This is a genomic window from Micromonospora sp. BRA006-A (genome assembly GCF_033433935.1).
GTDB classification, from domain to species: Bacteria; Actinomycetota; Actinomycetes; order Mycobacteriales; family Micromonosporaceae; genus Micromonospora; species Micromonospora aurantiaca.
Window position 1 is genome coordinate 5,137,780 of sequence record NZ_JANCLW010000001.1, and the last position, 24,176, is coordinate 5,161,955.

Here is a 24,176-nt window from a genome sequence, read left to right on the forward strand (position 1 = left end):
CCGGTCGAGTGGTCCAGCCAGAGCCGGTGCAGCCGGCCGTCGCCGAGCGCCCACTCGCTCAGCGCGGCTCGCCCCGCGTGTCAATCCGGTTCGGATCGTCAGCAGAGCTGGGCCCGCCACCATCGGCGCGGACCCAGCTCTCGGCACCGATCAGATCGGATCGCGTGCGTCGATCAGCGCCTGACAGGGCTCGGCGACGGGCCGACGGGGTTGTCCGACCGCACGCCCGGCGGAGCCGGGACCGGACTGGCCGGCATGCTCGGGTCCGGGTCGACCGGGACGGGCGACGGTGCGCCCGGGCGAGTCGGGTCCGCGCCGTCAGGCACCCGCCGGCCGTCTGGGCCGACCGGGACGGGCGACGCCAGGCCGGGCGGGGGCGGAACGGGCGCGCTCCGGTCCGGCTGCGGGGCGCTCGTGCCCGGCTGCGGCGAGATCACCGGGTCGTCGCCGCGGCTGGCGTAGGCGAACGGCGCCCCGATCACCAGCACCGCCAGAATGCCCGCCGCACCTGCCGCCACCGTGTTGCGTCGACGGTTGCGCACGCGCCGTTCCGCCCTGGTCAATGAGTCCTGCACAGTCGGTGCCTCCTCGGCGATGTCGGTGAGGGTGGAGCGGAGCAGACCTTCGAACGGATCACTCATCGCCGCATCTCCAGAAGCTCGCTGTCCGGCAGGATCTGACGCAGTCGGGTGACCGCCCGGTGGGTCCGGCTGCGCACCGTCCCGACCGAGCAGCCCAGCAGCTCGGCGACCTGGGCCTCCGGCAGGTCCTCGTAGTAGCGCAGGACCACGACGGTGCGCTGCGCCGGTGGCAACTCCCACAGCGCCGCCCGCAACGCCAGCCGCAGATCCGTGCCACCGGCCGGGTCGGTCACCACCGGCTCGTGCACCCCGACCGGGGACTCCCGGCGACGGCGCAACCGACGCCACCAGCTCACCTGCTCCCGGTACATGACGGCACGGAGGTAGCCCTCCGGGTCGGCGTGCCGGATGCTCCGCCACTTCGGGATGACCTTCGACAGCGCCGACTGGAACAGATCCTCGGCGCTGCTGCGATCACCGGTGAGCAGGTAGGCGACCCGTATCAGCGCCGGGGCACGGCTCGCCACGAACTCGGCCAGCACCGCCCGCTCGTCCTCGTCCACCGCACCACCCTCGTCTCCTCGTTCACCAGTGACAGACGCCGGTGGGCACCGCCGCTATCCCGGGATCGGCGAGAATGCCGCGCGACGGTTCCGCCTAGACTGCGCCGCGTGGACCAGGCCGCACCACACACCGTCAATTCGATCGCGTACGACCTGCGCACGCTCGGTGTGACCACGGGCGACATCCTGCTGCTGCACTCGTCGTACCGGAGTCTCGGGTTCGTCGCCGGTGGCACGGAGGCGGTGGTGCTGGCGCTGCTGGCGGCGCTCGGGCCGGAGGGCACCCTCGTCGTGCCGACACACACCCCGGAGAACACCGACCCGGCCGAGTGGCGGCATCCGCCCGTACCCGAGGCGTGGTGGCCGGTCATCCGCGAGCAGACGCCCGGCTTCGACCCGGCGCGCACGCCGAGCCGATGGATGGGCGCCGTCGCCGAGACGGTACGCACCTGGCCGGGCGCCCGCCGCAGCGACCACCCGCAGGTGTCCTTCGCCGCGCTCGGCGCGCACGCCGCCGACGTCGTGGCGGGACACCGCCTCGACGACGCGCTGGGTGAACACTCCCCGCTGGGCGCGGTGTACCGGCTCGACGGCAAGGTGCTGCTGCTCGGCTGCGACCACAGCTCCAACACCTCGCTGCACCTCGCGGAGTGGCGGCAGGCGTCGCGGCCGCGGGCGGTGACGGGCTCGGCGGTACGGCTGCCGGACGGCACGAGCCGGTGGACCACGTGGACCGACGTCGTCACCGACGAGGACGACTTCGACCGGCTGGGCGCCGACTTCGAGGCGACAGGCGGCGCGACGATCGGCCGGGTCGCCAGCGCGACGGCACGACTGATGCGCCAGCGCACCCTGGTCGACTTCGCCACCGCCTGGATGGCCACGAACCGCGGGCGCTGACCGCCCGCCGCGCGGGTTCTTCGGCGATCTTGGAGTTGTGGCGCCTCGGATGTCCCGCACGCGGCTTTTACGAGGTGCCACAACTCCAAGATCGATGCGGACGAGGGCGCCGGGAAGACGGGCCTGGGCGTTCAGTCCGGCGGTTTGGGGGCGAAGGGGTTGCGGCGGGGCTGGCGTAGTTCCCACTCGGCCGGGCAGAGGTGGGTCCACGCGGCTCCCGTCACCGATCGCCGGTCGGGCAGCTCGTCGCCCCAGGCCGGCAGGCGGTTCTCGACCTGCCGGACATAGCGCTCGTAGACGACAAGCTCGCGGTACTCCGGATCGTGCCGCCAGAGCGCGTACGGCTGCTCGCGCAACCAGTCGCACGCCGCGTCGCCCTCGGCGACCAGATCCGCGGTCGGCGGCAACACCGCCAGCGGCCTGTCGTTCTGCCGGTCGCCGTACTGCTTCAGGTGCGCCAGGTATCCGTCCTCGCTTCGAGGGTGGGTCACGTGGACGCCGACGACGGTCACCGGCAAGGCGAGCAGCGCGGTTACGGCCAGCGCCGACACCACCCACAGGCGTCTGTTCACGCGGCAACCATAGACTGCGGTGCATCTGCCCGCCGCCCCCTCGCAGCGGCGGACCCCGCCTACGATCTCGCGCATGAACTCGCCGCGCCTCCGCCTTCTCAGCTGCCTCGTCGTGCCGTTGCTGGCAGCCTGCGGCGCCGAACCGTCCGAGATGGTGGCGGAGGTGCCGCCACCGGCGTACACCTGCTGCGAGGATCTGGACGCCGACAGGCCCTACCATCCGGGCCAGACCCTGACCGTGCGGTGGACTGTCGACTCCCCGGACGAGCCCGGCTCCACCTCGTCGCAGGCCGAGTTGACCGCGCAGCTGACGGGCCCGTACGGCACGGTGGACGACCTGAAAGCCGCTTCGGCGGTGCCCGGGCTGGTCACCTTCACGGCGACACCGGTCCGGCCGGCGGCCGGTTCCGGCGAGCGTCCCGCCAGCACGATCGTGATCGGTCCCGATGCCAAGCCGGGCTTCTACGACCTGGTCACCTCAGTGGTCGGCGACGGCAACGCGACCACCAGTGGTAGCAGCATCATCCAGGTCGCGCCCAAGCCCTGAGCGCAGGCTTCCAGGAGCAGGCATCTCCCGCGGCGGCCCCGGCTCGGCCCGGCACCAACCGCCTCGGAACTCGACTCCCGGCAGAGGGGGCGGTTCAGCGGCCCGGCTGGCCGAGTCCCACTCGCACCGCAGCCGAATGACCGGGACGGGACGGCGTACTACATCTCTCGACATCTCGTAGCGCTCCGCAGCCGTTCACCGGCAAGTGATCGCCCCGGGCGGCCGGTCCATCCGGTTGATGGCCGCCACTGCCTCCGCCATGTAACGTCACGCTCCCGCAAGATCGCGAGATGGGATACGACGTGACGGTACGACGGTTCGGGCTCTGTGCAGCGGTCGCTGCGATGCTGCTCACCGCCTCGGCGTGTGGCCGCGCCGACGAGATGCCGGGCACGCCCACCGCCGTGGCGGCGAGCGCTTCCACGGAGTCACCCAGCGCCACGGAGTCGCCCGCCCACACGCCCACGGCGCCGACGGCCACACCGACCCGTGCACCTGGAACCTCGCCGACCCCCCGGTCCTCGGGCACCCCGCGATCCTCGACGACCCCCGCAGCTCCGACCACGACCAAGAAGGCCACGCAAGTGGCCACCGCCAGCAACAAGGCAGCCTGCACCGCCGTCAGAGGCCCGTTGGAGAAGGCCATCGCCGGCCTGATCATCCAGGTCGGGGTCGCCTCCAGCTCGACAGTGGAGGCCGAGCTCGTCAACGCCCGGGCGGAGGCGTCCACCCGATTGGTCAACCTCGAGGCGGTGGCGAACCGGGTGGCCGGCGAGCAGACCGACCGCACGCTGCGGCAGAAGTTCCAGGTGCTCACCATGGCCGCAGGCCGGAAGGACGTCGAGGTCCGCTCGATCAAGCCCAAGCTCGAATATGCGGAAGCAATCGTGAAGGTGGCGAGCGACACAGGCGACCTGGAGAGCGCGGTCGACAAGCTCGAGCCGGACTGCGGCAGGTACTGGTAGCTCGGCTGAGCCCACAGAACTCATCGTATCTATCTAGGGTGATGCGATGACCGCCAAGCCCGTGACGACGGTACTGTTCGACTTCGCCTGGACTCTGTTCGCCAGGGACTCGGAGCGCTGGGTGGGCAACGCGGCGGCATCGATCGACCGGACATTGACTGCCGGCGAGGCGCACCGTATCGCCGGCGACTTCGCGGAACTGTTGCGGAAGACGGCCACGGACCCGGCCCACATCGCCCGGGATCTGGATCCGCGAGTCTGGGATCGGGCGGTCCTCACCGTGTTGGAGCAGATCCCTGGGGTGGACCGGGCGCTGGCATCGGTTCTGCACGAAACACACGCTGAAGCGATCGAGCCGTACGCCGACACCGTCGCCACCCTGTCCGCACTGCGTGACAGCGGTGTTCGCATCGGCGTCGTCAGCAACGTCGGCTGGGACATCCGCAAGTGCTTTGCGCGGCACGGAATCGACGGCCATGTCGATGCGTTCGTCCTGTCCTACGAGGTCGGCTTCGTCAAACCGGACCCTCGGATCTGGGGCACCGCCCTCGAAGCCCTCCATGCCGCACCGGGGCAGACCCTGATGGTCGGTGACCATCCCACCGGCGACGGCGGATCGGTTTCCGCCGGCATACCAGCGCTGATCCTGCCGATGGTGAATTCGCCCGTGCAGAACCGTGGCTTCGAATACGTGCTCAGGCTTGCCCGGGTCACGTCCTGACAGGTCTGTCACCGGCGCTCACGTGAGGCTCCCTGTGAGGTTGATCCATCGGCAGGAACCTTCATGTGACGCATCGCCGGTGCGGCCGGTGAGAAGCGTTGCGAGGGACAGGGCGTAGGGGAGAAGCCGCCGGCACGCCTCGAACGCGCTGCCGTTGATCGGCACCGCGTCAGGTTAGTCCGTGCTCGGCTCTCATCGCTGGCCCTGCCGTCGCCGCTGTCCTTGTGGGTCGGACTCGCGGGCCTGACGCCACAAGAGCTGCGGCACACGGCGGCCGGTCTCGCCGTGGCTGAGGGCGCCACCGTGAGGGCGGTGCGGCCGATGCTCGGGCACGCCTCGGCGACCCTGACGTTGGACGCGTACGCGGACCTGTTCGAGCACGCCCTGGACCGGGCGGCGGGTCGCGCTGCTGCGGACTCGGTGCGGACCGAGAGCGTCGGACCGAACCTCGTCGCGGTCGGTCCGGTTCGCCGCCGGCATGGCTGACCAGGGAAAACAACTGGTGGGGCGGGCGGGGTTCGAACCCGCGACCGAGGGATTATGAGTCCCCTGCTCTAACCGGCTGAGCTACCGCCCCGTGACCGCGCCGGATCGTAACCCGCCGATCGCTGCGCGGACCACCACCTACCGGGCGGAAACACGGCCGCGACAGCACGATGGGCTACGCGAGGATAACAACGCGCAACCCGTCGACGGCTCACCCGCGCCGCAACGCCGCGAGGACCGCGCCGACCGTACGCCATCCGCTGGCGAGCGCCCCCTGGATGGACGGGCTGTCCCGGTGGTCGCCGGCTACGTACAGGCCGTCGCCGAGCGCCACCGGCTTGCGCAGCCGGCCCTGTGGTGGCGGTGCGGCCGGGAGCGCGTCCGGCACGGCGACTGTGGTGAGGTGGGTCCAGTCGGCGGTGGGGCGGCCGTAGAGGCGGTCCAGTTCGCGCCGGATCACCGGTTCGGGCGGGGCCTGCGGGCCGACCACCGAGGTGGCGACCAGATGCTGGCCGTCCGGCGCGTAGGTGGGCGCGGCCCGGCTCACCACCACCGTGTTGGCGATCATTTCCCGCCGGTCGCCGTCGAGCAGCAGGATCGGCTCGTCCAGCGGTGCCGTGCCGGTGCGGTGGTAGTAGGTGGTGTAGGCGTGCATGCGTACCCTCGGCAGCCCTGGCAGCAGCGTGGCCGCCGCGGGCGGGTCCACAGCGACCACGACGGCGCGGCAGGTGATCTCGCCGGACGGGGTGCGGACCCGGCCGGGCGCGACCTCGGTGACCGGGGTGTTCAGCTCGATCAGCTCGGCGGGCAGCGGCGCGGCGAGCGCCCGGGGCAGCGCCTGCATCCCGTCCGCCGGCAGGCCGATCCGGCCGCGGGCGAAGGAGCGCATGACGACCGCGAGGACGTGGCTGGAGGTGGCCAGCTCGGGGTCGAGCAGCACGCCGGACAGGAACGGCCGGAGCAGTTCCTCGATGATCGCGTCGGAGAGCCCGGCCCGGCGCAGCGCCGTCTCGGCGCTGGTCTCGGGTGTGTCGAGCAGCCGCCCGACCGGCACCGTGGCGTAGCCGGCGGCGAGCGTGGCGAACCGCAACCTGTCGGTCAGCGATCCGATGCCGGCGGTGAGCGTGCCGGGTGCGCCGGTGGGTTCGCGCAGCGGGTTGACCAGGCGTTCCAGCCGGTCGCCGCGGCGCACCAGCACGCCGGAGGTGAACCAGCCCATCGTCAGGGCGCCGACGTCGACCAGCCCGGTGAGCCGCGGGTAGGCGGTGTTGAGCACCTGGAAACCCCGGTCGAGCAGGAACCCGTCGACGCGGTCGGTGGCGACCCGCCCGCCGAGCCGGTCGCCCGCCTCCAGCAGCCGCCACGGCACGCCGGCGCGGTGCAGCCGCCGGGCGGCGGCGAGACCGGCCAGGCCGCCGCCGACGACCACCACGTCCGTGTCAGGCACGGTCCACCCCCGCCCCGGCCCGGTCGCCCTCGCGGTGCGACCGCGACAAGCGGCCCGGCCACCAGACCTTCGGCCCGATGTCGTACGCGAGCGCGGGCACCAGCAGCGAGCGGACCACGATGGTGTCGAGCAGTACGCCGACGGCTACCGCCACGCCCAGCTCGACGAGCACCACGAGCGGCAGGACGGCGAGCGCGGAGAACGTGGCGGCGAGCACGATGCCGGCGGAGGTGATCACGCCGCCGGTGACGGCCAACCCGGCGAGCACACCGGCGCGGGTGCCGCGGCGCACCGACTCCTCACGGACCCGGCTCATCAGGAAGATGTTGTAGTCGATGCCGAGCGCGACCAGGAACACGAACGCGAACAGCGGGAACGACTGGTCGACGCCGGGGAAGTCGAAGACGTACCGGAACAGCAGCGCGCACAGGCCCAGCGTGGCCAGGAACGACAGCACCACTGTGGCGATCAGCAGCACCGGGGCGACCAGGGCGCGCAGCAGCAGGGCCAGGATGACCGCGATGACCAGCAGCACCACCGGGATGATGACGTCGCGGTCGCGTACCGAGGCGTCGGCGGTGTCCACGTTGATCGCGGTGAACCCGCCGACCACGGCGTCGGCGCCGGGTACCCGGTGCACCGCCTCGCGCAGGTCGCGGATGGTGCGTTCGGCGCCGTTGCTGTCCGGCGGGTCGGCGAGCGTGACGTTGAGCTGCACCCGCCCGTCGACCACCTTGGGGGGCGCGTTCGGGTCGGGCGGCGCGTTCTCGCCGCGCTCGCCGAGCGGCAGCACCGAGGCGACTCCCGGTACGCCCTGCGCCACCTGGGCGACCTGCCGGGCGGTGTCCTGGGTGGTGAAGACGGTGGCGGGGCTGCCGGTGCCGGCCGGGAAGTGCCTGTCGATGACCTCCTGCCCGGCCACCGAGTCGGTGCGCTGGGTGAACAGCTGGGACTGGCCGAGCGTGGTGGCGCCGAGCTGGGTCACCCCGATCGCGAGGGCGGCGAGCACCACGGCGGTGACGACCCAGACGGTACGCGCGCGGCGCGCCACGAAGCCGGCGATCCGCCCCCAGATGCCGTGTTCGGTGCGCGGGTCGGCCTGGTCGTACCGCGGGCGCCGGGGCCAGAACGCCCAGCGGCCACCGAGGACCAGCAGCGCGGGCAGGAAGGTGAGCATGACCAGCAGCGTGGCGGCGATGCCGACGGCGCTGACCGGGCCGAGCGCGCGGTTGGAGTTGAGGCTGGACAGCAGCAGGCAGAGCAGGCTGACGATGACTGTGGCGCCGGAGGCGATGATGGCCGGGGCGGCGCCCTTCCAGGCGGTCCGCATGGCGTCCCAGGGGCGCTCGTGCCGGTGCAGTTCCTCCCGGTAGCGGGCGATGAGCAGCAGCGCGTAGTCGGTGCCGGCGCCGAAGACGAGCACGGTGAGGATGCCCTGTGCCTGGCCGTTGAGCTTGACGATGTCGTGGTCGGCGAGCAGGTAGACGAACACGGCGGCGAGCGAGTACGACATCCCGGCGGCCAGCAGCGGAAAGATCCAGAGCACCGGGCTGCGGTAGACGACGAGCAGGATGACCAGCACCACTGTCAGCGTGACCAGCAGCAGCGGCCCGTCGATCGCGCTGAACACCTCGATCAGGTCGCCGAGCAGCCCGGCGGGTCCGGCCACGTCGACGGTGAGCCCGTCGCGGTCCGGGCCGGCGATGTCGCGCAGGCGTTCCACCACGGACCGGATCTGTTCGCCCTCGGCGCTGTCGATCGGCACGATCACCTGGGCGGCCTGCTCGTCCTGGCTGACGACCGGTGGCGGCAGCGGGCCGACCACGCCCGGCACCTCGGCGAAGCGGGCCGCGTCGGCCTGGATGCGCTGCTGGTCGGCGGGGGTGAGACCGCCGGGTCGTTCGTAGACCACGAGTGCCGGGGTGGTCTCCCGGTCGACGAATCCGGCGGCCAGGTCCTGCGCCCGGGTGGCCTCGGCATCGGCCGGCAGGAAGGAGGCGTTGTCGTTTGTGGAGACCTCGCCGAGCCTGCCGGAGTAGGGGCCGGCGATGCCGCCGACGATCAGCCAGCCGAGTACCACCGCCACCGCGATCAGCGTCGCGGTCCAGCGGCTGCGTCCTGCGGCCATCTCCACCGTCCTCGAATCGACGCATCAATCGACGCAGCGGGAGTCTAAGTCGACGCCGACCATCCTGCCGGGAGAACGAGGACTCGGGGGCGGAAACCGGGCAGCCGGGCACCGCCGGGGCCACCGGAACGACGAACGCCCGCCGGCGATGCCGACGGGCGTGACGTGGAGCGAAGCTCCCCCGATTGGACTCGAACCAATAACCTGCCGGTTAACAGCCGGCTGCTCTGCCAATTGAGCTACAGGGGACCGTGCACCGCTCGGTTCGGATCTCCCCGCTCCGTGCGACGGGGACAAGAGTACAGGACATCGGGGGGTGGTGCGCCAGGGGGTTACCGGAGGAGGACCTGACCGGCTGACGCGCCAGGATTACGGACAAATCGTCATCTCGGCACAGGGAGGCATGAGCGGAGAGCAGGATGGGTAGTTAGCCGTCGACAGAGAACGCAGGCGCGAGACGGTCGTTCCGCCGAGCTGGCGGGAAACCGGCGAGAGCGTCAGGTACGGAAGGAGCCGCCATGCGCGGAAAGATCATGTTTCTTGGCGGGCTGGCTGCGGGATTCGTCCTGGGCGCCCGTGCCGGCCGGGAGAAGTACGAGGAGCTGGTGGTCCGCGGGCGCAAGGTGCTCGACCACCCGACCGTCCAGGAGGCGGCCGGGGTCGCGCAGGCCCAGGCGAACCGGCTCTACTCGGAGGGCAAGGACAAGCTGGGGCAGACCAAGCTCGGTGAGAAGCTCGCCACCAACGGTGGCAAGCCGGGCATGACCGACGCCGACAAGCCGTTCGCCGGCACGCCGGCCGCGGTCGGCAGCCGCAGCGCCAACGGGACGAGCTCGACCAGCGCGTCCGGCTCGACCACCACCGGCACGAGCACCAAGCCGTCCAGCACCGGCAACACGCTCTGACACCAACGGGCAGCGGGCCGGTCACCTCCGGGTGACCGGCCCGCTCCCGTGTGCGCGGGCGGCGATGTGGCACATTCTCCGTGGGGAGGTGACCACATGCCGATGGTCGGACCGGAGACGGCGGATCAGGCGCGACTGCTGCGCCTGCTGCGCGACGACGGCCCACGCTCCCGGGTCGAACTGGCCGACCTCCTCGGCCTGCCCCGGGCCCGGTTCGCCGCCGAGGTCGACCGGCTGACCACGCTCGGCCTGGTGGAGAGCGCCGGCCCGGCCGCGTCCCGGGGTGGACGCCGCTCGTCGCTGCTGCGCGTCGGCGCGCAGGTCCGGTTCGGCGCGGTGCTCGTCGGCGACGGCGTCCTGCGGGTCGCGCTCACCGACGGCGAGCTGAACCCGCTCTCCCGGCACGACGAGCCGGTGGACGTCCGGCTCGGCCCGGACGTGGTGGTCGGGCGCATCGTCGAACTGCTCGGCAAGCTGCGCGTCGAGGCGGGACTGTCCTCGCTCACCGGAGTCGGCGTCGCGCTGCCCGCGCCGGTCGAGGTCCGCGACGGCTCGCCGGTGTCCGCTCCGGCCCTGCCCGGCTGGCACCGCTTCCCGGTACGCGACACGCTCGCCGCCGAGCTGGGCTGCCCGGTGCAGGTGGACAACGACGCCAACGCGATGGCCCTCGGCGAGCGGCACGCCGGCACCGGCCGGCCGTTCGACGACTTCCTCTACGTCAAGCTGGGTGAGTCGATCGGCTGCGGGCTGGTGCTCGCCGGTGCGCTGTACCGGGGCGCGGCCAGCGGGGCCGGCGACATCGGCCACTTCCAGCTCACCGAGGACGGGCCACTCTGCGGCTGCGGCAACAACGGGTGCGTCGAGGCGTACTGCGGGGATGTCGCACTGGTGCGTGAGGCGGTGAGCGCCGCGCGGGCCGGGCGCTCGACGGCGCTGGCGGACCGGCTGGCCACGGCCGGGACGCTGTCGGTGGCCGACGTGGCGGCGGCGGCCACAGAGGGCGACCCGGCGGCGCAGACGCTGGTGCGCGACGCCGCCCGCCGGCTCGGGCGGGTGCTGGTCGGGCTGGTCAGCTTCGTCAACCCGGCCATCGTCATCATCGGCGGCGCGCCGGCCGGGATCGGGCCGGTGCTGCTCGCGGAGATCCGGGGCGTGGTCTACCGGCGGTCCACGCCGCTGGCCACCGGCAGCATGCCGATCGTCCTGTCCGACCTCGGCGACACCGCCGGCCTGATCGGCGCGGCCCACCTGGTCAGCACCCAGACCTACGCCGCCCGCTAGTCCCCCCGCCCCCGCCCTCCGCGCCGCCGATCTTGCACTTGCGGCCCACGGGATGCCGGTTACACCCGTTTTGCGAGGGCCGCAACTGCAAGATCGCGGGCGGCAGGGAGGGCGAGACGGGGTGAGGGGTCAGTCGCGGCTGCTGAACGCGGCGTCGAATGCGGCGCTCGGGGCGTCGAACGCCAGGCGGCGGACGAACTGGAGCGCCTCCGGCGCGCCGACCAGGCGGTCCATGCCGGCGTCCTCCCACTCGATCGAGATCGGGCCGTCGTAACCGATCGCGTTCAGCGCCCGGAAGCAGTCCTCCCACGGCACGTCGCCGTGGCCGGTGGAGACGAAGTCCCAGCCGCGCCGCAGGTCGGCCCAGGGCAGGTGGGAGGAGAGCCGGCCGCGCCGCCCGTCGCCGGTACGGACCTTCGCGTCCTTGCAGTCCACGTGGTAGATCCGGTCGGCGAAGTCGAAGATGAAGTTCACCGGGTCCAGTTCCTGCCACACGAAGTGCGACGGATCCCAGTTGAGCCCGAACGCCTCCCGGTGCCCGATCGCCTCCAGCGTGCGCTTGGTGGTCCAGTAGTCGTAGGCGATCTCGCTGGGGTGCACCTCGTGCGCGAACCGCACCCCCACCTCGTCGAACACGTCGAGAATCGGGTTCCACCGGTCGGCGAAGTCCTGGTAGCCGCGCTCGATCATGGCCGGCGGCACCGGCGGGAACATCGCCACCGTGTGCCAGATGGACGAGCCGGTGAAGCCGACGACGGTGTTCACACCGAGCTTCGCCGCCGCCCGCGCGGTGTCCTTGATCTCCTCGGCGGCCCGCTGCCGCACCCCCTCCGGCTCGCCGTCGCCCCAGATCCGGGCCGGCAGGATGTCCTGGTGCCGCTCGTCGATCGGGTGATCGCAGACCGCCTGCCCGACCAGGTGGTTGGAGACGGCGAACACCTGGAGGTTGTGCTTGGCCAGGGTGGCCCGCTTGCGCTCCACGTACGAGTCGTCGCCGAGCGCCTTGTCCACCTCGAAGTGGTCGCCCCAGCAGGCGATCTCCAGCCCGTCGTAGCCCCACTCGGCGGCGAGCCGGCAGACCTCGTCGAACGGCAGATCGGCCCACTGGCCGGTGAAGAGCGTGATGGGTCGCGCCATTGTCCTTCTCCCCTGTGGTGATGGGGGATTCCGTCGCGGACCGGGGCGAGGAAGACCGGAGGCGGCGGCGCGTGGGCACCGGTGGACGCCGGAGCGTCTGCTCCCGGACGGGTTGCGCCTCCCGCCGGGTCACCGGCCACCTCGCGGTCGCCGCCTCCACTCTATGGCTCCGTCAGGGCAGGGTCCAGCGCTGGTTCGCCGCACCCGTGCACGTCCACAGGTGCACCGCCGTGCCGTCGGCCGGGTTGTTGCCGGACACGTCCAGGCACTTGCCCGACTGCGGGTTACGCACCGTGCCGTCCGCCTGCGCCGACCAGTTCTGTGCGCCGGTGCCGTTGCAGGTGTAGAGCTGGATCTTCGTACCGTTGGCGTTGCCGCCACCCGACACGTCGAGGCACTTGCCCAGCGCCTTCACCGGCCCGTTCGGCGTCACCGTCCACGACTGCGCCGACGAGCCGTTGCAGGTGTAGAGCTGGATCTGGGTGCCGTCCGCCGACGACCCGCTCCGCACGTCCAGGCACTTGCCGGCCAGCCCCTTGATCGGGCCGGAGCCGCCGGTGCCGGTCGAGCGGACCAGCGTGAAGTCGTCGACGTCGAACAGCCCGGAGCCGCTGCCGGTGAACGTCAGGTGGACCGTCTGCGTACCGGACGGCACGCCGGTGAGCGCGGTGCTCACGTCGGCGAACGTCGTCCAGCTACCGGTGTTCGGCACCGCCACCTGGCCGAGCACCGGCCCGGTCGGCGACCCGGTCCGCACCTGGAGCGTGCCGCCCGGGCCGCCGGAGACCACCCGGGCGCGCAGCGACGTCACACCGGTGAGGTCCAGCCCTGGGTACGCGGCCCAGTCGCCCGGGTCCACGTACCCCAGGGTCTGGCCGCCGTTGGCACCGGCCTTGGGGTACGCGCTGACGCCGCTGGCCGAACCGAACGCCTCGGCCTGGACGGTGGTGTTGCCGGTCGGCGGCGGCGTGCCGCCGAGTTCCTTGATCCGGATGTTGCGGAACGACACGTCGTCGCCGGTGCCGTGGTTCTGGATGCCGACGTGCCCGGCGAGCGACCGCACCGGGTCGGTGTTCGTGAAGTCGTTGATGCGCACGCCGTTGAGGAAGACCTGGAGCCGCTCGGACTCCACCAGGATCTCGTAGGTGTTCCACTCCCCCGCCGGGTTCAGCGCCGCGTCCCGGGCCGCCAGGTCGGCGGACTTGAAGCCGTAGACCGCGCCGGTGGTCCGGTCGGCCGCGTCGGTGGGGTCGATCTGGATCTCGTAGCCGTTGTCCACCGCCGAGTTCGGGTCGCTCGACGGCGGGAAGCCGACGAACACGCCCGAGTTGTCGTCACCGGCCAGCCGCCAGTCCAGCTTCAGCGAGTAGTCGGTGAACTGCTTCGCGCTGTACCAGTACAGACCCATGCCGCCGACCGAGGTGAGCGTGGCGTCGGCGTTCGTGAAGCTGCCCGGCCCGGCCTGCGACCAGCCGGTGGTGCCGCCGTTGTAGAGCGCGGTGTAGCCGGTCTCCGGCCGGCAGTCGGCCTTCGTGCGCCCGGCGGCGTAGCGGATGCCGCCGAGCAGGTGCGACCGGAACGCCGCGTCGGCGTACGACGCCTGGGTGTGGCCGCCGCCGGTGTAGAAGGACCGGCCGCCGCTGTACGTCTTGCACCAGGCGTGCGGGTGGTCGCCGCCCATCGAGCCACCGGAGTACGTGGACTCGTCCAGGCTGGCCAGCACGTGCGCGGTGGATCGGGCGTTGGTGCGGTAGTCGTACCACTCGTCGGTGCGGTTCCACCGCTGCGGCAGGTGCGCGGTGGCGGCGTGCGCCCGGTCCTCCACCTTCACCGTGGCCGGCTGGATGGCCGGGTGGGAGGCGAACCAGGCGCCGACGAGGTTGCCGTAGAACGGCCAGTCGTACTCGGTGTCGGCGGCGGAGTGCACGCCGACGTAGCCGCCGCCGGCGCCGATGTACGCCTCGAACGCCGACTGCTGGGTGGCGTTGAGGACGTCCCCCGTGGTGTTGAGGAAGATCACCGCCTCGAAGCGGGCCAGGTTGGCGGTGGTGAACTGGGCGGCGTCCTCGGTCGCGGTGACGGTGAAGTTGTTCGCCGCGCCCAGCTCCCGTACGGCCTGCGTGCCGACCGCGATGGAGTCGTGGCGGAAGCCGGCGGTCTTGGAGAAGACGAGCACGTCGTAGGGGGCGTCGGCGGCGGCCGCCGGGCCCGCGGGGACGGTGCAGGCGATGGTGGCGAGGACGGCGGTCACCGCCCCCAGTGCGGTACGCACGAGTTTCATCTGGTTCTCCTTCATCCTCACGGCAGCGTCCAGCGCTGGTTCGCCGCGCCGGTGCAGGTCCACAGGTGCACCGCCGTGCCGTCGGCCGGGTTGTTGCCGGACACGTCCAGGCACTTGCCCGACTGCGGGTTGCGCACGGTCCCGTCGGCCTGCGCGGACCAGTTCTGCGCGCCGGTGCCGTTGCACGTGTAGAGCTGGATCTTGGTGCCGTCGGCGCTGCCGCCACCGGAGACGTCCAGGCACTTGCCGAGCGCCTTCACTGTGGCGTTCGGCGTCACGGTCCACGACTGCGCCGTCGTGCCGTTGCAGGTGTAGAGCTGGATCTGGGTGCCGTCGGCGGTGGCGGCGTTGCGCACGTCCAGGCACTTGCCGGCCAGGCCCTTCACCGGGCCGGTGCGGACCGCCGACGTGGTGAGCGTGAACGCGTCCAGGTCGTAGAGCGCCCCGGTGCCCCCGGCGAACGTCAGGTAGAGCGTGGTGGTGCCGGCCGGCGGGTTGGCGATCGTGCCGGTGACTGTGGTGAACGTGTCCCAGGCGCCGGTGACCGGGACGGTGGCCGAGCCGAGCACGGTGCCGGTGGCCGAACCGGCCCGCACCTGGAGCGTGCCGCCGGCCCCGGCGGACGACACCCGGGCGGTGAACCCGGTGGCGTCGGCGAGCAGGTACGGCTGGAACGCGATCCAGTCCCCGTTGTGGATGTCGCCGACGGTCTTGCCGCCCTCGGCGGTGGCCTTGTCGAACGTGTTGATCCCGGACGAGGTCTTGAAGTGCTCGGCCTGGCGGTGCCGGGGCTGGAGCGTGTGCTGGGTGTGCGTGGTGAGGCCGCCCGAGTCGGTGTACTCGGCGTCGAAGACGGCGAAGATGTTCGCCGCGTCGTCGTGCTCACCGTCGACGGGTACGGCGATCGAGCCGGTGCAGCCGGTGGCCGAGGTGATCTGGTGGCCGTGCTGGTCGTGGCCGAGCACGTAGGTCATCTTGACCTTCGTGCAGTCGATCGTGGCGTCCTCCGGGTCGGTGACGGTGATCCGGAACGGCACGGTGTCGCCGAAGGAGAACAGCTTGCCGTTGCCGGGCGTCTCGATGACCACTGTCGGCGCGGTGTTGCCCACTGTGATCGTCACGCTCGCGGTGCCGGTGGCGCCCTGCGGATCGCGCACGGTGAGGGTGGCGGTGTACCTGCCGTTGGCGGTGTAGGTGTGCGAGGGGTTCACGGCGGTCGAGGTGCCGCCGTCGCCGAACGTCCAGGCGTACGTCAGCGCGCCGCCCTCCGGGTCGGACGAGCCGGCCGAGGAGAAGGCGACTGCGAGCGGCGCGGCGCCGGAGGTCCGGTCGGCCGCGGCGCGGGCCACCGGGGCGCGGTTGGCACCGCCCAGGTAGTCGAAGCGGTACAGCGCCGAGTTGGCGTCGCCGTTGAAGTAGCCGGTGCCGTAGTCGAGCACGTAGTACGCGCCGTCCGGGCCGAACGCCGAGTCCATCACCTGCTTGCCGGTCCACGGGAAGCTGTCGATGGTGCCGGGTGAGCCGTCCGCGCCGACGTGGATCGGCTTGATCCAGCCCCGGCCGAACTCGGTGGCGAAGAACTGCCCGTCGAAGGACTGCGGGAACTTCGTGGTGGACGGGTTCGCCGCGTCGTACCGGTAGACCGGGCCGCCCATCGGCGACTCGGAGCCGCCGCCGAACTCGGGCGGGCTGCCCGCGTCACCGGCGTAGCGGATCCAGGACGGCTTCGCCGCCGGCAGCGTGGCCAGTCCGGTGTTGCGGAACGAGTTGTTCGTCGGTCCGCCGGTGCAGTTGAACTTCGGGCCGGCGGTGCCGGCGGCGAAGTCCCACTCGGCGTACGTCTCGGCGGCGGTGTTGGTGCCGGTGCAGTACGGCCAGCCGTAGTTGCCGGGCCCTGTCACCCGGTTGAACTCGACCTGCCCGGACGGGCCGCGGGCCGTGGTGGTGCCGGCGTCCGGCCCGTAGTCGCCCACGTAGACGATGCCGGTGGCCTTGTCGACGCTGATCCGGAACGGGTTGCGGAAGCCCATCGCGTAGATCTCCGGGCGGGTCCGGGCGGTGCCGGGCGCGAAGAGGTTGCCGGCCGGGATCGAGTACGTGCCGTTGGCGTTCACCTTGATCCGCAGGATCTTGCCCCGCAGGTCGTTTGTGTTGCCGGCGCTGCGCTGCGCGTCGTACCCGGGGTTGCGGTTGGTGCGCTCGTCGATCGGCGCGTAGCCGGCCGAGTCGAACGGGTTGGTGTCGTCGCCGGTGGACAGGTAGAGGTTGCCCGCGGCGTCGAAGTCGATGTCGCCGCCGACGTGGCAGCACAGCCCCCGGTCGGCCGGTACGTCGAGCACGTCCACCTTGCTGGCCTGGTTGAGCGTGAAGTCGGCGTTGAGCGTGAACCGGGAGAGCCGGTTGACGCCCTGCCAGGCGGAGAAGTCGGTGCCGGTGGCGGGCGCGTCGCCGGCCGGGGTGGACAGCGGCGGCGCGTAGTAGAGGTAGATGTGCCGGTTGGAGGCGAAGCCGGGGTCGACGCCGACGCCCTGGAGCCCCTCCTCGTCGTGGGTGTAGACCGGTAGCGTGCCGATGACTGTGGTGGCGCCCGCCGCGTCGGTGCGGCGCAGCGTGCCGTTGCGGGCGGTGTGCAGGACCGACCGGTCGGGTAGCACCGCGAGCGACATCGGTTCGCCGGTCTCGGCGACACCGCGGGCGAGTTCGACCTGCTGGAAGTCGCTCGCCGAGATCGGGTGGGCGGACGCCGGGACGGACGCCGCGGCCACTGTGACGGTGCCGGCGGTGGCCGCGAGCAGCAGCGCTGCGGCAGCGGCGAACGGTCGTCGGGCACGGGGGTGGTGGTGGCTGGACATGCTGTGCTGTCCCTTCCTGACGCGCGCAGCCAGGACCGGGCGCGCGTCGCGCCGGATGCCGGGCAGGGGGATGCTGCGCCGGCCCGCCGGGAGGTCGGCGGGCCGCGACCTCCGGTCGGGACCGGAGGTCACCTCGCCGAGGCGGGCGGTGCGGGGCGATCTGGTGCGGGGCGATCACCTCGGCGAAACAGCGTTGTGCTGTGCACGACATTAAGACCTTTCGATCAGCCTGTCCATAGCTTCTGATCGATCGGCTTTGACTTTCGGCGCTCAGCGACAAAAGTTGGTGTCACTCGTGGCGGTCGACCGCCCGCTCCGCGAGCGCCGCCAGCACCCGTCGCGCCGGTTCCGCCAGCGGTAACGCCTCCAGCGCGACGAGTGCCGCGTCGGCCCGGCTGCGGATCATCCGCTCCACCGCCTCCCGGGCGCCGGACTCCTCGACGATGTCCCGCACCTCGGCCGCGTCCGCCTGGTCGAGACCGGGATCGCCGACCAGTTCCCCCAGCCGGGCCGCGCCGGCCCGGGAGGCGGACGCCCGGGCCAGCGCCAGCAGCACCGTCGGCTTGCCCTCCCGCAGGTCGTCCAGGTTGGACTTACCGGTCACCGCCGGATCGCCGAACACGCCGAGCAGGTCGTCGCGCAGCTGGAACGCGTCCCCGAGCGGGTCGCCGAACCCGGCCAGTGCGGCCACCTCCTCCGGTGCCGCACCGGCGAGCGCGGCGCCGATCTGCACCGGGCGGGTCACCGTGTAGCGGGCCGTCTTCAGCCGTACCACGGTGAGCGCGCTCGCCACCGAGCCGTCCCCGGCCGCACCGACGACGTCCAGGTACTCCCCCGCGATCACCTCCGAGCGCATCCGGGCCAGCAGCACCTGCCCCCGGCGCAGCCGCTCCGGCGGCAACCCGCACCCGTGGAACATCTGCGCCGACCAGGTGGCGCAGAGGTCGCCGCAGAGCAGCGCCGCCTGCCGCCCGTGGGCCGCCGGGTCGCCCGGCCGGCCGGACGCGGCGTGCAGCTCGGCGAAGAACCGGTGCAGCGTCGGCGCGCCCCGGCGGCGGTCGCTGCGGTCCACGATGTCGTCGTGGATCAGCGCGAACGCGTGGAACAGCTCCAGCGACGCCGCGGCGACCACGATCGGCGCGGCGTCCGGGCCGCCGAAACCCCGCCAGCCCCAGTAACAGAACAGCGGGCGCATCCGCTTGCCGCCGGCCAGGACGAACCACCGCAGAGCGGTGTGGACGGCCCCCGTACCGTCGTCCGGCCGATCCGGCTCTCTCGCGTCCAGGAACGCGGCTAGCGCGGCGTCGAAGCGGCCCCGCAGCAGGGCCGGATCGGTCGGTGCGACGGTTACGGTCATGGTGCCTCCCTGGCCAGTCCGGCGAGTTCGAGCAGCAACGCCTTCACATCGGTGGCCTCCACCCGGGGCCGGATCGCGGCCCGGTCGGAGCAGATCAGCACCGGGCCGTCCGCCGGGTCGGCGGGCAGTCGCCCGTGTGAACCACGCACCGCACGCGCGCCCGCGTCCAGCCCCACCACTGTCATCAGGTACCGCAGCCCGAGCTTCTTGCGGGCCAGCGCCACCGCCGCGCGGCGCTTCGCCGCACCCGGCTCGGCCGGGTCGAAGAACAGCTCGGCCGGGTCGTAGCCGGGCTTGCGGTGGATGTCCACCAGCCGGGCGAAGTCGGGCGCTCGTGCGCCGTCGAGCCAGTAGTAGTACGTGAACCAGGCGTCCGGCTCGGCCACCAGCACCAGCTCACCCGATCGGGGGTGATCCAGCCCGTACCCGGCCTGCCCGGCGGCGTCGAGCACCTCGGCCACGCCCGGCAGCGACGCGCAGAGCTTCGCCACCGCCGGCACGTCCGCCGGATCCCTGACGTAGACGTGCGCCACCTGGTGGTCGGCCACCGCGAACGCCCGTGACGTCCACGGGTCGAGGTATTCCATCCCGGCCTGGGTGTAGACCCGCAACAGCCCTTCGGCGCGCAGCATCCGGTTCACGTCCACCGGCCGGGACACGTCGGTGATGCCGTACTCGGACAACGCCACCACTGTGGCGTCCCGCTCCCGCGCGGCGTCGAGCAGCGGACCGAGCACGGTGTCCAGCTCCGCCGCCGCGGCTGCTGCCTGCGGGCCGGACGGGCCGAAGCGTTGCAGGTCGTAGTCCAGGTGCGGCAGGTAGACCAGCGTCAGGTCGGGAGCGTGGTCGGCGAGGATGCGCTGCGCGGCCCGGCTGATCCACGCCGAGGACGGCAGCCCGGCACCCGGCCCCCAGTAGCTGAACAGCGGGAACGTGCCGAACGCGTCGGTGAGCGTGTCCCGCAACTCGGGCGGGTCGGTCCAGCAGTCCGGCTCCTTGCGGCCGTCGGCGTGGTAGACCGGGCGCGGCGTGACCGTCCAGTCCACGTCCGCGCCCATCGCGTACCACCAGCAGACGTTCGCCACCCGGTAGCCCGGCTCGACGCGGCGGGCCGCCTGCCACACCTTCTCGCCGCCGACGAGCCCGTTGTGCTGCCGCCAGAGCAGCACCTCGCCCAGGTCGCGGAAGTACCAGCCGTTGCCCACCACGCCGTGCCCGGAGGGCAGCTCACCGGTGAGGAACGTGGACTGCGCCGAGCAGGTCACCGCCGGCAGCACGGTGCCCAGCTCGGCGGCGAACCCGGCGTCGGCCACCGCGCGCAGCCGGGGCATGTGCGCCAGCAGCCGCGGCGTCAGCCCGACCACGTCGAGCACCACGAGCCGCCGGCTCACGAGAGCACGCCTTCCGCCGCCCGCGGAGCCGGAGCGCCCTGCGCGCCGCCGGCGGCCAGGCCGAGCGCGGTCAGCTCGTCTCGGGCGAACGCCAGCTCGGCGGCGATGCCGGCGGCCAGCTCCGCGTCGCCGCGCGGCCGCCGCGCCTCCGGCAGCACCCCCCAGGTGTACGTCTCGACGTCGAGGTGGTCGCAGCCGGCGACCGGACCGGCGAACAACGCGGCCAGCGCCTCGCGCAGCACCGGGACCGTGGAGCGCAGCGGCGGCTCGGGCGGGGCGTGCAGCGGCACGTGGTAGTGCACCCGCCACGCCCCTGGTAGCCGCGCGTCGAGTGCGGCGTCGAGGTCGTCGGCCGCGTACGCCGGGTCGGCCGGGTCGGCGGCTCCGGCGCAACCGGCGGCCCGCGTCTGGTGCAGGAACCGCGGTTCGACGAACCGGCGCAGCGCCGCGCTCGCGGCGGGCGGGTCAGGGGCCTCGACCGCTGCGGACACCTGGACCTTCACCACGGGGAGACCGGCGGCGCGCAGCCCGGCCAGGGCATCCGCCGGCTGCTCCCAGGCACACGCCAGGTGCGCGAGATCCACGCAGATCCCGAGCCGGTCGGTATCCATGTCTGAGAATACCTCGCGTGCTTGTCCCGTCGACTCCACCAGACAGCCCGGTTCCGGTTCGAAGCCGACCCGGATCACCCGGCCGGTCTCCCGCTGCACGGCGGCCAGGCCCTCGGCCAGCGCGTCCAGGCGACGCCGGGCGGTGGCGGCCCGCCCGGAGTCCCACGGGGTGCGCCAGGCGATCGGCAGCGTCGAGATCGAGCCCCGGACGGCGTCGTCGGGCAGCAGGTCGGCGAGCACCCGGGCCAGGTCCAGCGTGTACGCCGACCGTTGCGGCGTGGTCCAGTCCGGGTGGTACACCGCGCCCTTGACCACAGCGGCCTGGAACGCGGCGTACGGGAAGCCGTTGAGCGTGACCACCTCCAGTCCGCGTACGGTCAGCTCGTGCCGCAGCCGGCGGCGGGCCGACGGGTCGGCGGCGAGCGCGGCGGCCACCGGCGCGGCGAGCCAGAGGCCGAGCCCGAGCCGGTCGGCGTCGAGCGCCCGGCGCACCGCCACCGCGTACGTGTCGAGCTGCGCGACGATGCCCGGCAGATCCTCGGCCGGGTGCACGTTCGTGCAGTAGCCGAGGTGGACGGTCGTGCCGTCGGCGTGGCGCAGCCGCATCACGCGCCTCCCCGCAGGATCGAGTTGCCGGCGAACGTGGCCGACGAGCCCTCCAGGTCGGTCAGGTCGAGCCGGCCGGACTGGCCGTAGAACTCCACCGGGTTGCGCCACAGCACCCGGTCCACGTCGTCGGCGTCGAACCCGGCCAGCAGCATCGCCTCCCCGGTGGCCCGGGTCAGCAGCGGATCCGAGCGGCCCCAGTCGGCCGCCGAGTTCACCAGCATCCGTTCGGTGCCGTACCGCTTCAGCAGCTCCACCATCCGCGGCGGCGACATCTTCGTCTCCGGATAGATCGAGAAGCCCAGCCAGCAGCCGGTGTCCCGGACCAGCTCGACAGTCACCTCGTTGAGGTGGTCGACGAGCACCCGTCCCGGCGCGATGCCCGACTCGGCGACCACCGCGAGCGTCCGCTCGACGCCGCGCGCCTTGTCCCGGTGCGGCGTGTGCACCAGCGCGGGCAGGTCGTGCGCGACGGCCAGGGCGAGCTGCCCGGCCAGCGCGGCGTCCTCGGCCGGCGTCATCGCGTCGTAGCCGATCTCGCCGACCGCCACCACGCCGTCCTTGTCCAGGTAGCGGGGCAGCAGGTCGAGCACCGGGCGGCAGCGCGGGTCGTTCGCCTCCTTCGGGTTCAGCGCCACTGTGGCGTGGTGCCGGATGCCGAACTGGCCGGCCCGGAACGGCTCCCACCCGATCAGCGAGTCGAAGTAGTCCACGAAGCTGTCCACGCTGGTACGCGGCTGGCCCAGCCAGAACGCCGGCTCGACCACCGCGCGGACCCCTGCGGCGGCCATTCGTTCGTAGTCGTCGGTGGTGCGGGACGTCATGTGGATGTGCGGGTCGAAGATGCGCATGTCACGCCTCCGTGGTGGGGATGGTCAGCCGGCGCAGCAGGTCGGCCGCGTCGGCGGGCATGCCGCGACCGGCGGCGTGCCGTTCGGCGGCGTACGCGGCGAGCATCCGGGCCAGCTCGCCGTCGGCCCGCTCCGGCAGGCCGTCGACCACCGCCAGCGGCACGCCTGTGAACACGCACTTGAGCACCGCCTGCCGCCAGGTCACCTGCTCCAGGTGCCGGGCGTACTCACCGAGCGCGGCGGCGACCAGCCGGGTGTCGTTGGTGCGGGTCGCGTCGTGCAGCAGCGGCACGCACTCCGCGCCGATCGGCAGCAGCGGCAACGCGCGCAGCACCGCGCGTTTCTCGGCGGCGTCGCCCTGCCGGTACAGCGTCTCCGCGGCGGCGGCGTGCCCGTGCGGCAACGCGGTCAGCAGCAGCGCCCGGGCCGCCTCGTCCGCCGTCCAGCCCGGCGGGTCCGGCAGCGGCAGGCGACCGCACCGCCGGGCGGCGGCGGCGAAGAACCGTTCGATCGCCGCGGGTTCGGTCGCGACGCGGCGCAGCGCCGCGTCCAGCCACTGCGGATCGGGTACGCCCCGAAGCGCGGCGCGCAGTCGGTCGGGTGTCATGCCGTCTCCCCTCTGCCGGGTGGAAGGTGGTGGGTCACCGCCCCTCGCCGCGCGAGGCGGCGGCGCGCAGGAAGTCCAGTGAGCGGGCGGCGACGGCCGGGGCGGCGTGCGAGTGGCGGGGCAGCTCCACGGCCACCAGCCCGCGGTATCCGGCGTCGGCCAGGGCGCGCAGCACCGGCGGGAAGTCGATCTCGCCGGTGCCGAACTCCAGGTGCTCGTGCACGCCCCGGCGCATGTCGTCGATCTGCACGTTGACCAGGTGCGCGGCGACCTCGGACACACACTGCGGCACCGGCAGCGGCTCCAGGCAGCGGCAGTGCCCGATGTCGAGCGTGATGCCGAAGCCTGGTGGCGCGCCGAGGGCCGCGCGCAGCCGCCGCCACCCGGCGATGTCCTCGACGAGCATGCCCGGCTCGGGTTCGAAGCCCAGCGGCACGCCCGCCTCCGCCGCCTCGGCGCACACCGTCGCGCAGCCCGCTACGAGGCGGTCGGCGGCGACGCCGGGTGGCACGCCGGGTGGGCGTACGCCGGCCCAGAAGGAGACCGCCTCCGCGCCCAGGTCGGCGCCGATCCGGACGGCCCGGCGCAGGAACTCCACCCGCCGGGCCGGGTCGTCGTGCAGCAGCGTCGGCGCGTGCTTGTGCCACGGGTCGAGCAGGTAGCGGGCGCCGGTCTCGACCACCACCGCGAGCCCGAGCGCGTCCAGCCGGCGGCGCACGGCGGCGACCCGGCGGGGCAGGCCGGGGGCGAACGGGTCCAGGTGGTCGTGGTCCAGGGTGAGCGCGACACCCTGATAGCCGAGTTCGGCGAGCACCGCGAGCGCGTCGCCGAGCCGGTGGTTGGCGAAGCCGTTGGTGCCGTACCCGAAGCGCAGTGCGCCCGGCCCGGGCAGCGGGCCGGCGGGAGCCCTGGTGGCCGGTGCGGCGGTCATGTCGGTGAGATCAGTCGGGCCAGGCGGCGGCCGAGCGGGGCGGCGCCGGCCACGGCGAGGCCGAGCAGCCGGGCCCCGGCGCGGGCGGTCAGCGCGCCCTGCAACGCGGGCAGCCCGGTGATCCCGGCGCCCACCGCCGCGCGGACCCGGGCCGGTGACGGGTCGGCGAGCACCCGGGCCTGCGCCCGGCCGTAGCGGACGGCGTACCCGGCGGCGAGCACCGCCGGCACCAGCTCCCCGAGCCGAAGGAAGGGCCCCCTCTTAGTGAGCGTTTGAGAAGCCGGTTCAGGTGCTGGTTGCCTGGGCCGGTTTCGTGTTGCGGGCCAGGCGGGTGACCATGACGTGGATCATGGCCCAGGTGACGAAGGCGGCGTGGCTGGCGGGTAGGTGTTCGTAGTCGCGGACGCAGCGGCGTTTCTTGCTGATCCAGGCGAAGGTGCGTTCGACGACCCAGCG

General features: G+C 72.8%; 22 protein-coding genes and 2 tRNA genes. 7 read left to right on the top strand and 17 right to left on the bottom strand.

Annotated features, from left to right (window positions below; translation table 11 throughout):
• Positions 1–173: 173 nt before the first annotated feature.
• Together NMK34_RS23255 and NMK34_RS23260 are read right to left on the bottom strand one after the other, a co-directional pair.
• Complete coding sequence (locus tag NMK34_RS23255) at positions 174–641, bottom strand: hypothetical protein (protein WP_318335202.1); 468 nt, start codon at positions 639–641, stop codon at positions 174–176.
• Positions 638–1,144 carry a SigE family RNA polymerase sigma factor gene (locus NMK34_RS23260; RefSeq protein ID WP_318335203.1) on the bottom strand — a complete coding sequence of 169 codons (507 nt, stop codon included), beginning with the start codon at positions 1,142–1,144 and terminating at the stop codon, positions 638–640. The genes NMK34_RS23255 and NMK34_RS23260 overlap by 4 nt, the downstream gene beginning before the upstream one ends.
• A gap of 108 nt (positions 1,145–1,252) precedes the next feature.
• On the opposite strand from NMK34_RS23260, the gene NMK34_RS23265 reads away from it, so the two are divergent.
• Complete coding sequence (locus NMK34_RS23265; RefSeq protein ID WP_318335204.1) at positions 1,253–2,044, top strand: AAC(3) family N-acetyltransferase; 792 nt, start codon at positions 1,253–1,255, stop codon at positions 2,042–2,044.
• 131 nt (positions 2,045–2,175) lie between these two features.
• On the opposite strand, the gene NMK34_RS23270 is transcribed toward NMK34_RS23265, so the two are convergent.
• Positions 2,176–2,616 (bottom strand): hypothetical protein, encoded by a 441-nt coding sequence (locus NMK34_RS23270; RefSeq protein WP_318335205.1) that lies wholly within the window; start codon positions 2,614–2,616, stop codon positions 2,176–2,178.
• A gap of 73 nt (positions 2,617–2,689) precedes the next feature.
• Here NMK34_RS23270 and NMK34_RS23275 point away from each other — a divergent pair, with 73 nt between their 5' ends.
• The 4 genes from NMK34_RS23275 (at position 2,690) to NMK34_RS23290 (ending at position 5,335) form a co-directional block, all read left to right on the top strand.
• A complete protein-coding gene (locus NMK34_RS23275; RefSeq protein WP_318335206.1) occupies positions 2,690–3,163 on the top strand; it encodes a hypothetical protein in 474 nt (157 codons plus the stop codon).
• A gap of 290 nt (positions 3,164–3,453) precedes the next feature.
• Positions 3,454–4,128 carry a hypothetical protein gene (locus tag NMK34_RS23280; RefSeq protein WP_318335207.1) on the top strand — a complete coding sequence of 225 codons (675 nt, stop codon included), beginning with the start codon at positions 3,454–3,456 and terminating at the stop codon, positions 4,126–4,128.
• A gap of 46 nt (positions 4,129–4,174) precedes the next feature.
• Positions 4,175–4,849 (top strand): HAD family hydrolase, encoded by a 675-nt coding sequence (locus NMK34_RS23285; protein ID WP_318335208.1) that lies wholly within the window; start codon positions 4,175–4,177, stop codon positions 4,847–4,849.
• Between the two features lie 312 nt (positions 4,850–5,161).
• A complete protein-coding gene (locus NMK34_RS23290) occupies positions 5,162–5,335 on the top strand; it encodes a hypothetical protein (protein ID WP_318336473.1) in 174 nt (57 codons plus the stop codon).
• Between the two features lie 14 nt (positions 5,336–5,349).
• On the opposite strand, the gene NMK34_RS23295 is transcribed toward NMK34_RS23290, so the two are convergent.
• The 4 genes from NMK34_RS23295 to NMK34_RS23310 all read right to left on the bottom strand — a co-directional run bounded on the left by NMK34_RS23295 (position 5,350) and on the right by NMK34_RS23310 (position 9,159).
• A tRNA-Ile gene (locus NMK34_RS23295) sits at positions 5,350–5,426 on the bottom strand.
• A 120-nt stretch (positions 5,427–5,546) separates the two neighbouring features.
• A complete protein-coding gene (locus tag NMK34_RS23300) occupies positions 5,547–6,782 on the bottom strand; it encodes an NAD(P)/FAD-dependent oxidoreductase (RefSeq protein WP_318335209.1) in 1,236 nt (411 codons plus the stop codon).
• Entirely contained in the window at positions 6,775–8,910 is a 2,136-nt protein-coding gene (locus tag NMK34_RS23305) for an MMPL family transporter (RefSeq protein ID WP_318335210.1), read from the bottom strand. The genes NMK34_RS23300 and NMK34_RS23305 overlap by 8 nt, the downstream gene beginning before the upstream one ends.
• 176 nt (positions 8,911–9,086) lie before the next feature.
• Positions 9,087–9,159: transfer RNA gene (locus NMK34_RS23310), tRNA-Asn, on the bottom strand.
• Between the two features lie 269 nt (positions 9,160–9,428).
• Here NMK34_RS23310 and NMK34_RS23315 point away from each other — a divergent pair.
• Positions 9,429–9,815 (top strand): hypothetical protein, encoded by a 387-nt coding sequence (locus tag NMK34_RS23315; RefSeq protein ID WP_318335211.1) that lies wholly within the window; start codon positions 9,429–9,431, stop codon positions 9,813–9,815.
• 96 nt (positions 9,816–9,911) lie between these two features.
• A complete protein-coding gene (locus tag NMK34_RS23320; protein WP_318335212.1) occupies positions 9,912–11,096 on the top strand; it encodes an ROK family transcriptional regulator in 1,185 nt (394 codons plus the stop codon).
• Positions 11,097–11,225: 129 nt separating this feature from the next.
• On the opposite strand, the gene NMK34_RS23325 is transcribed toward NMK34_RS23320, so the two are convergent.
• The 10 genes from NMK34_RS23325 to NMK34_RS23370 form a co-directional block, all read right to left on the bottom strand.
• Positions 11,226–12,233, bottom strand: a complete 1,008-nt coding sequence (locus NMK34_RS23325) for a sugar phosphate isomerase/epimerase family protein (RefSeq protein ID WP_318335213.1) — start codon at positions 12,231–12,233, stop codon at positions 11,226–11,228.
• Between the two features lie 172 nt (positions 12,234–12,405).
• Positions 12,406–14,514, bottom strand: a complete 2,109-nt coding sequence (locus NMK34_RS23330; RefSeq protein WP_318335214.1) for a ThuA domain-containing protein — start codon at positions 14,512–14,514, stop codon at positions 12,406–12,408.
• 17 nt (positions 14,515–14,531) lie between these two features.
• Positions 14,532–17,366, bottom strand: coding sequence for an RICIN domain-containing protein (locus tag NMK34_RS23335; protein WP_318335215.1), 2,835 nt, complete (start codon positions 17,364–17,366; stop codon positions 14,532–14,534).
• A gap of 289 nt (positions 17,367–17,655) precedes the next feature.
• Complete coding sequence (locus NMK34_RS23340; RefSeq protein ID WP_318335216.1) at positions 17,656–18,723, bottom strand: polyprenyl synthetase family protein; 1,068 nt, start codon at positions 18,721–18,723, stop codon at positions 17,656–17,658.
• A complete protein-coding gene (locus tag NMK34_RS23345) occupies positions 18,720–20,114 on the bottom strand; it encodes an alkaline phosphatase family protein (protein WP_318335217.1) in 1,395 nt (464 codons plus the stop codon). The genes NMK34_RS23340 and NMK34_RS23345 overlap by 4 nt, the downstream gene beginning before the upstream one ends.
• Positions 20,111–21,331, bottom strand: a complete 1,221-nt coding sequence (gene eboE, locus NMK34_RS23350; protein ID WP_318335218.1) for a metabolite traffic protein EboE — start codon at positions 21,329–21,331, stop codon at positions 20,111–20,113. The genes NMK34_RS23345 and eboE overlap by 4 nt, the downstream gene beginning before the upstream one ends.
• On the bottom strand, positions 21,331–22,182 hold the full coding sequence (locus NMK34_RS23355; protein WP_318335219.1) for a TatD family hydrolase: 852 nt from the start codon (positions 22,180–22,182) through the stop codon (positions 21,331–21,333). The genes eboE and NMK34_RS23355 overlap by 1 nt, the downstream gene beginning before the upstream one ends.
• 1 nt (position 22,183) lies before the next feature.
• Positions 22,184–22,789, bottom strand: coding sequence for an EboA domain-containing protein (locus NMK34_RS23360; RefSeq protein ID WP_318335220.1), 606 nt, complete (start codon positions 22,787–22,789; stop codon positions 22,184–22,186).
• Between the two features lie 34 nt (positions 22,790–22,823).
• Positions 22,824–23,720 (bottom strand): sugar phosphate isomerase/epimerase family protein, encoded by an 897-nt coding sequence (locus NMK34_RS23365; protein WP_318335221.1) that lies wholly within the window; start codon positions 23,718–23,720, stop codon positions 22,824–22,826.
• Positions 23,717–23,950: a hypothetical protein gene (locus NMK34_RS23370; RefSeq protein ID WP_318335222.1), complete on the bottom strand. Its 234-nt coding sequence runs from the start codon at positions 23,948–23,950 to the stop codon at positions 23,717–23,719. The genes NMK34_RS23365 and NMK34_RS23370 overlap by 4 nt, the downstream gene beginning before the upstream one ends.
• Positions 23,951–24,176 lie beyond the last annotated feature (226 nt).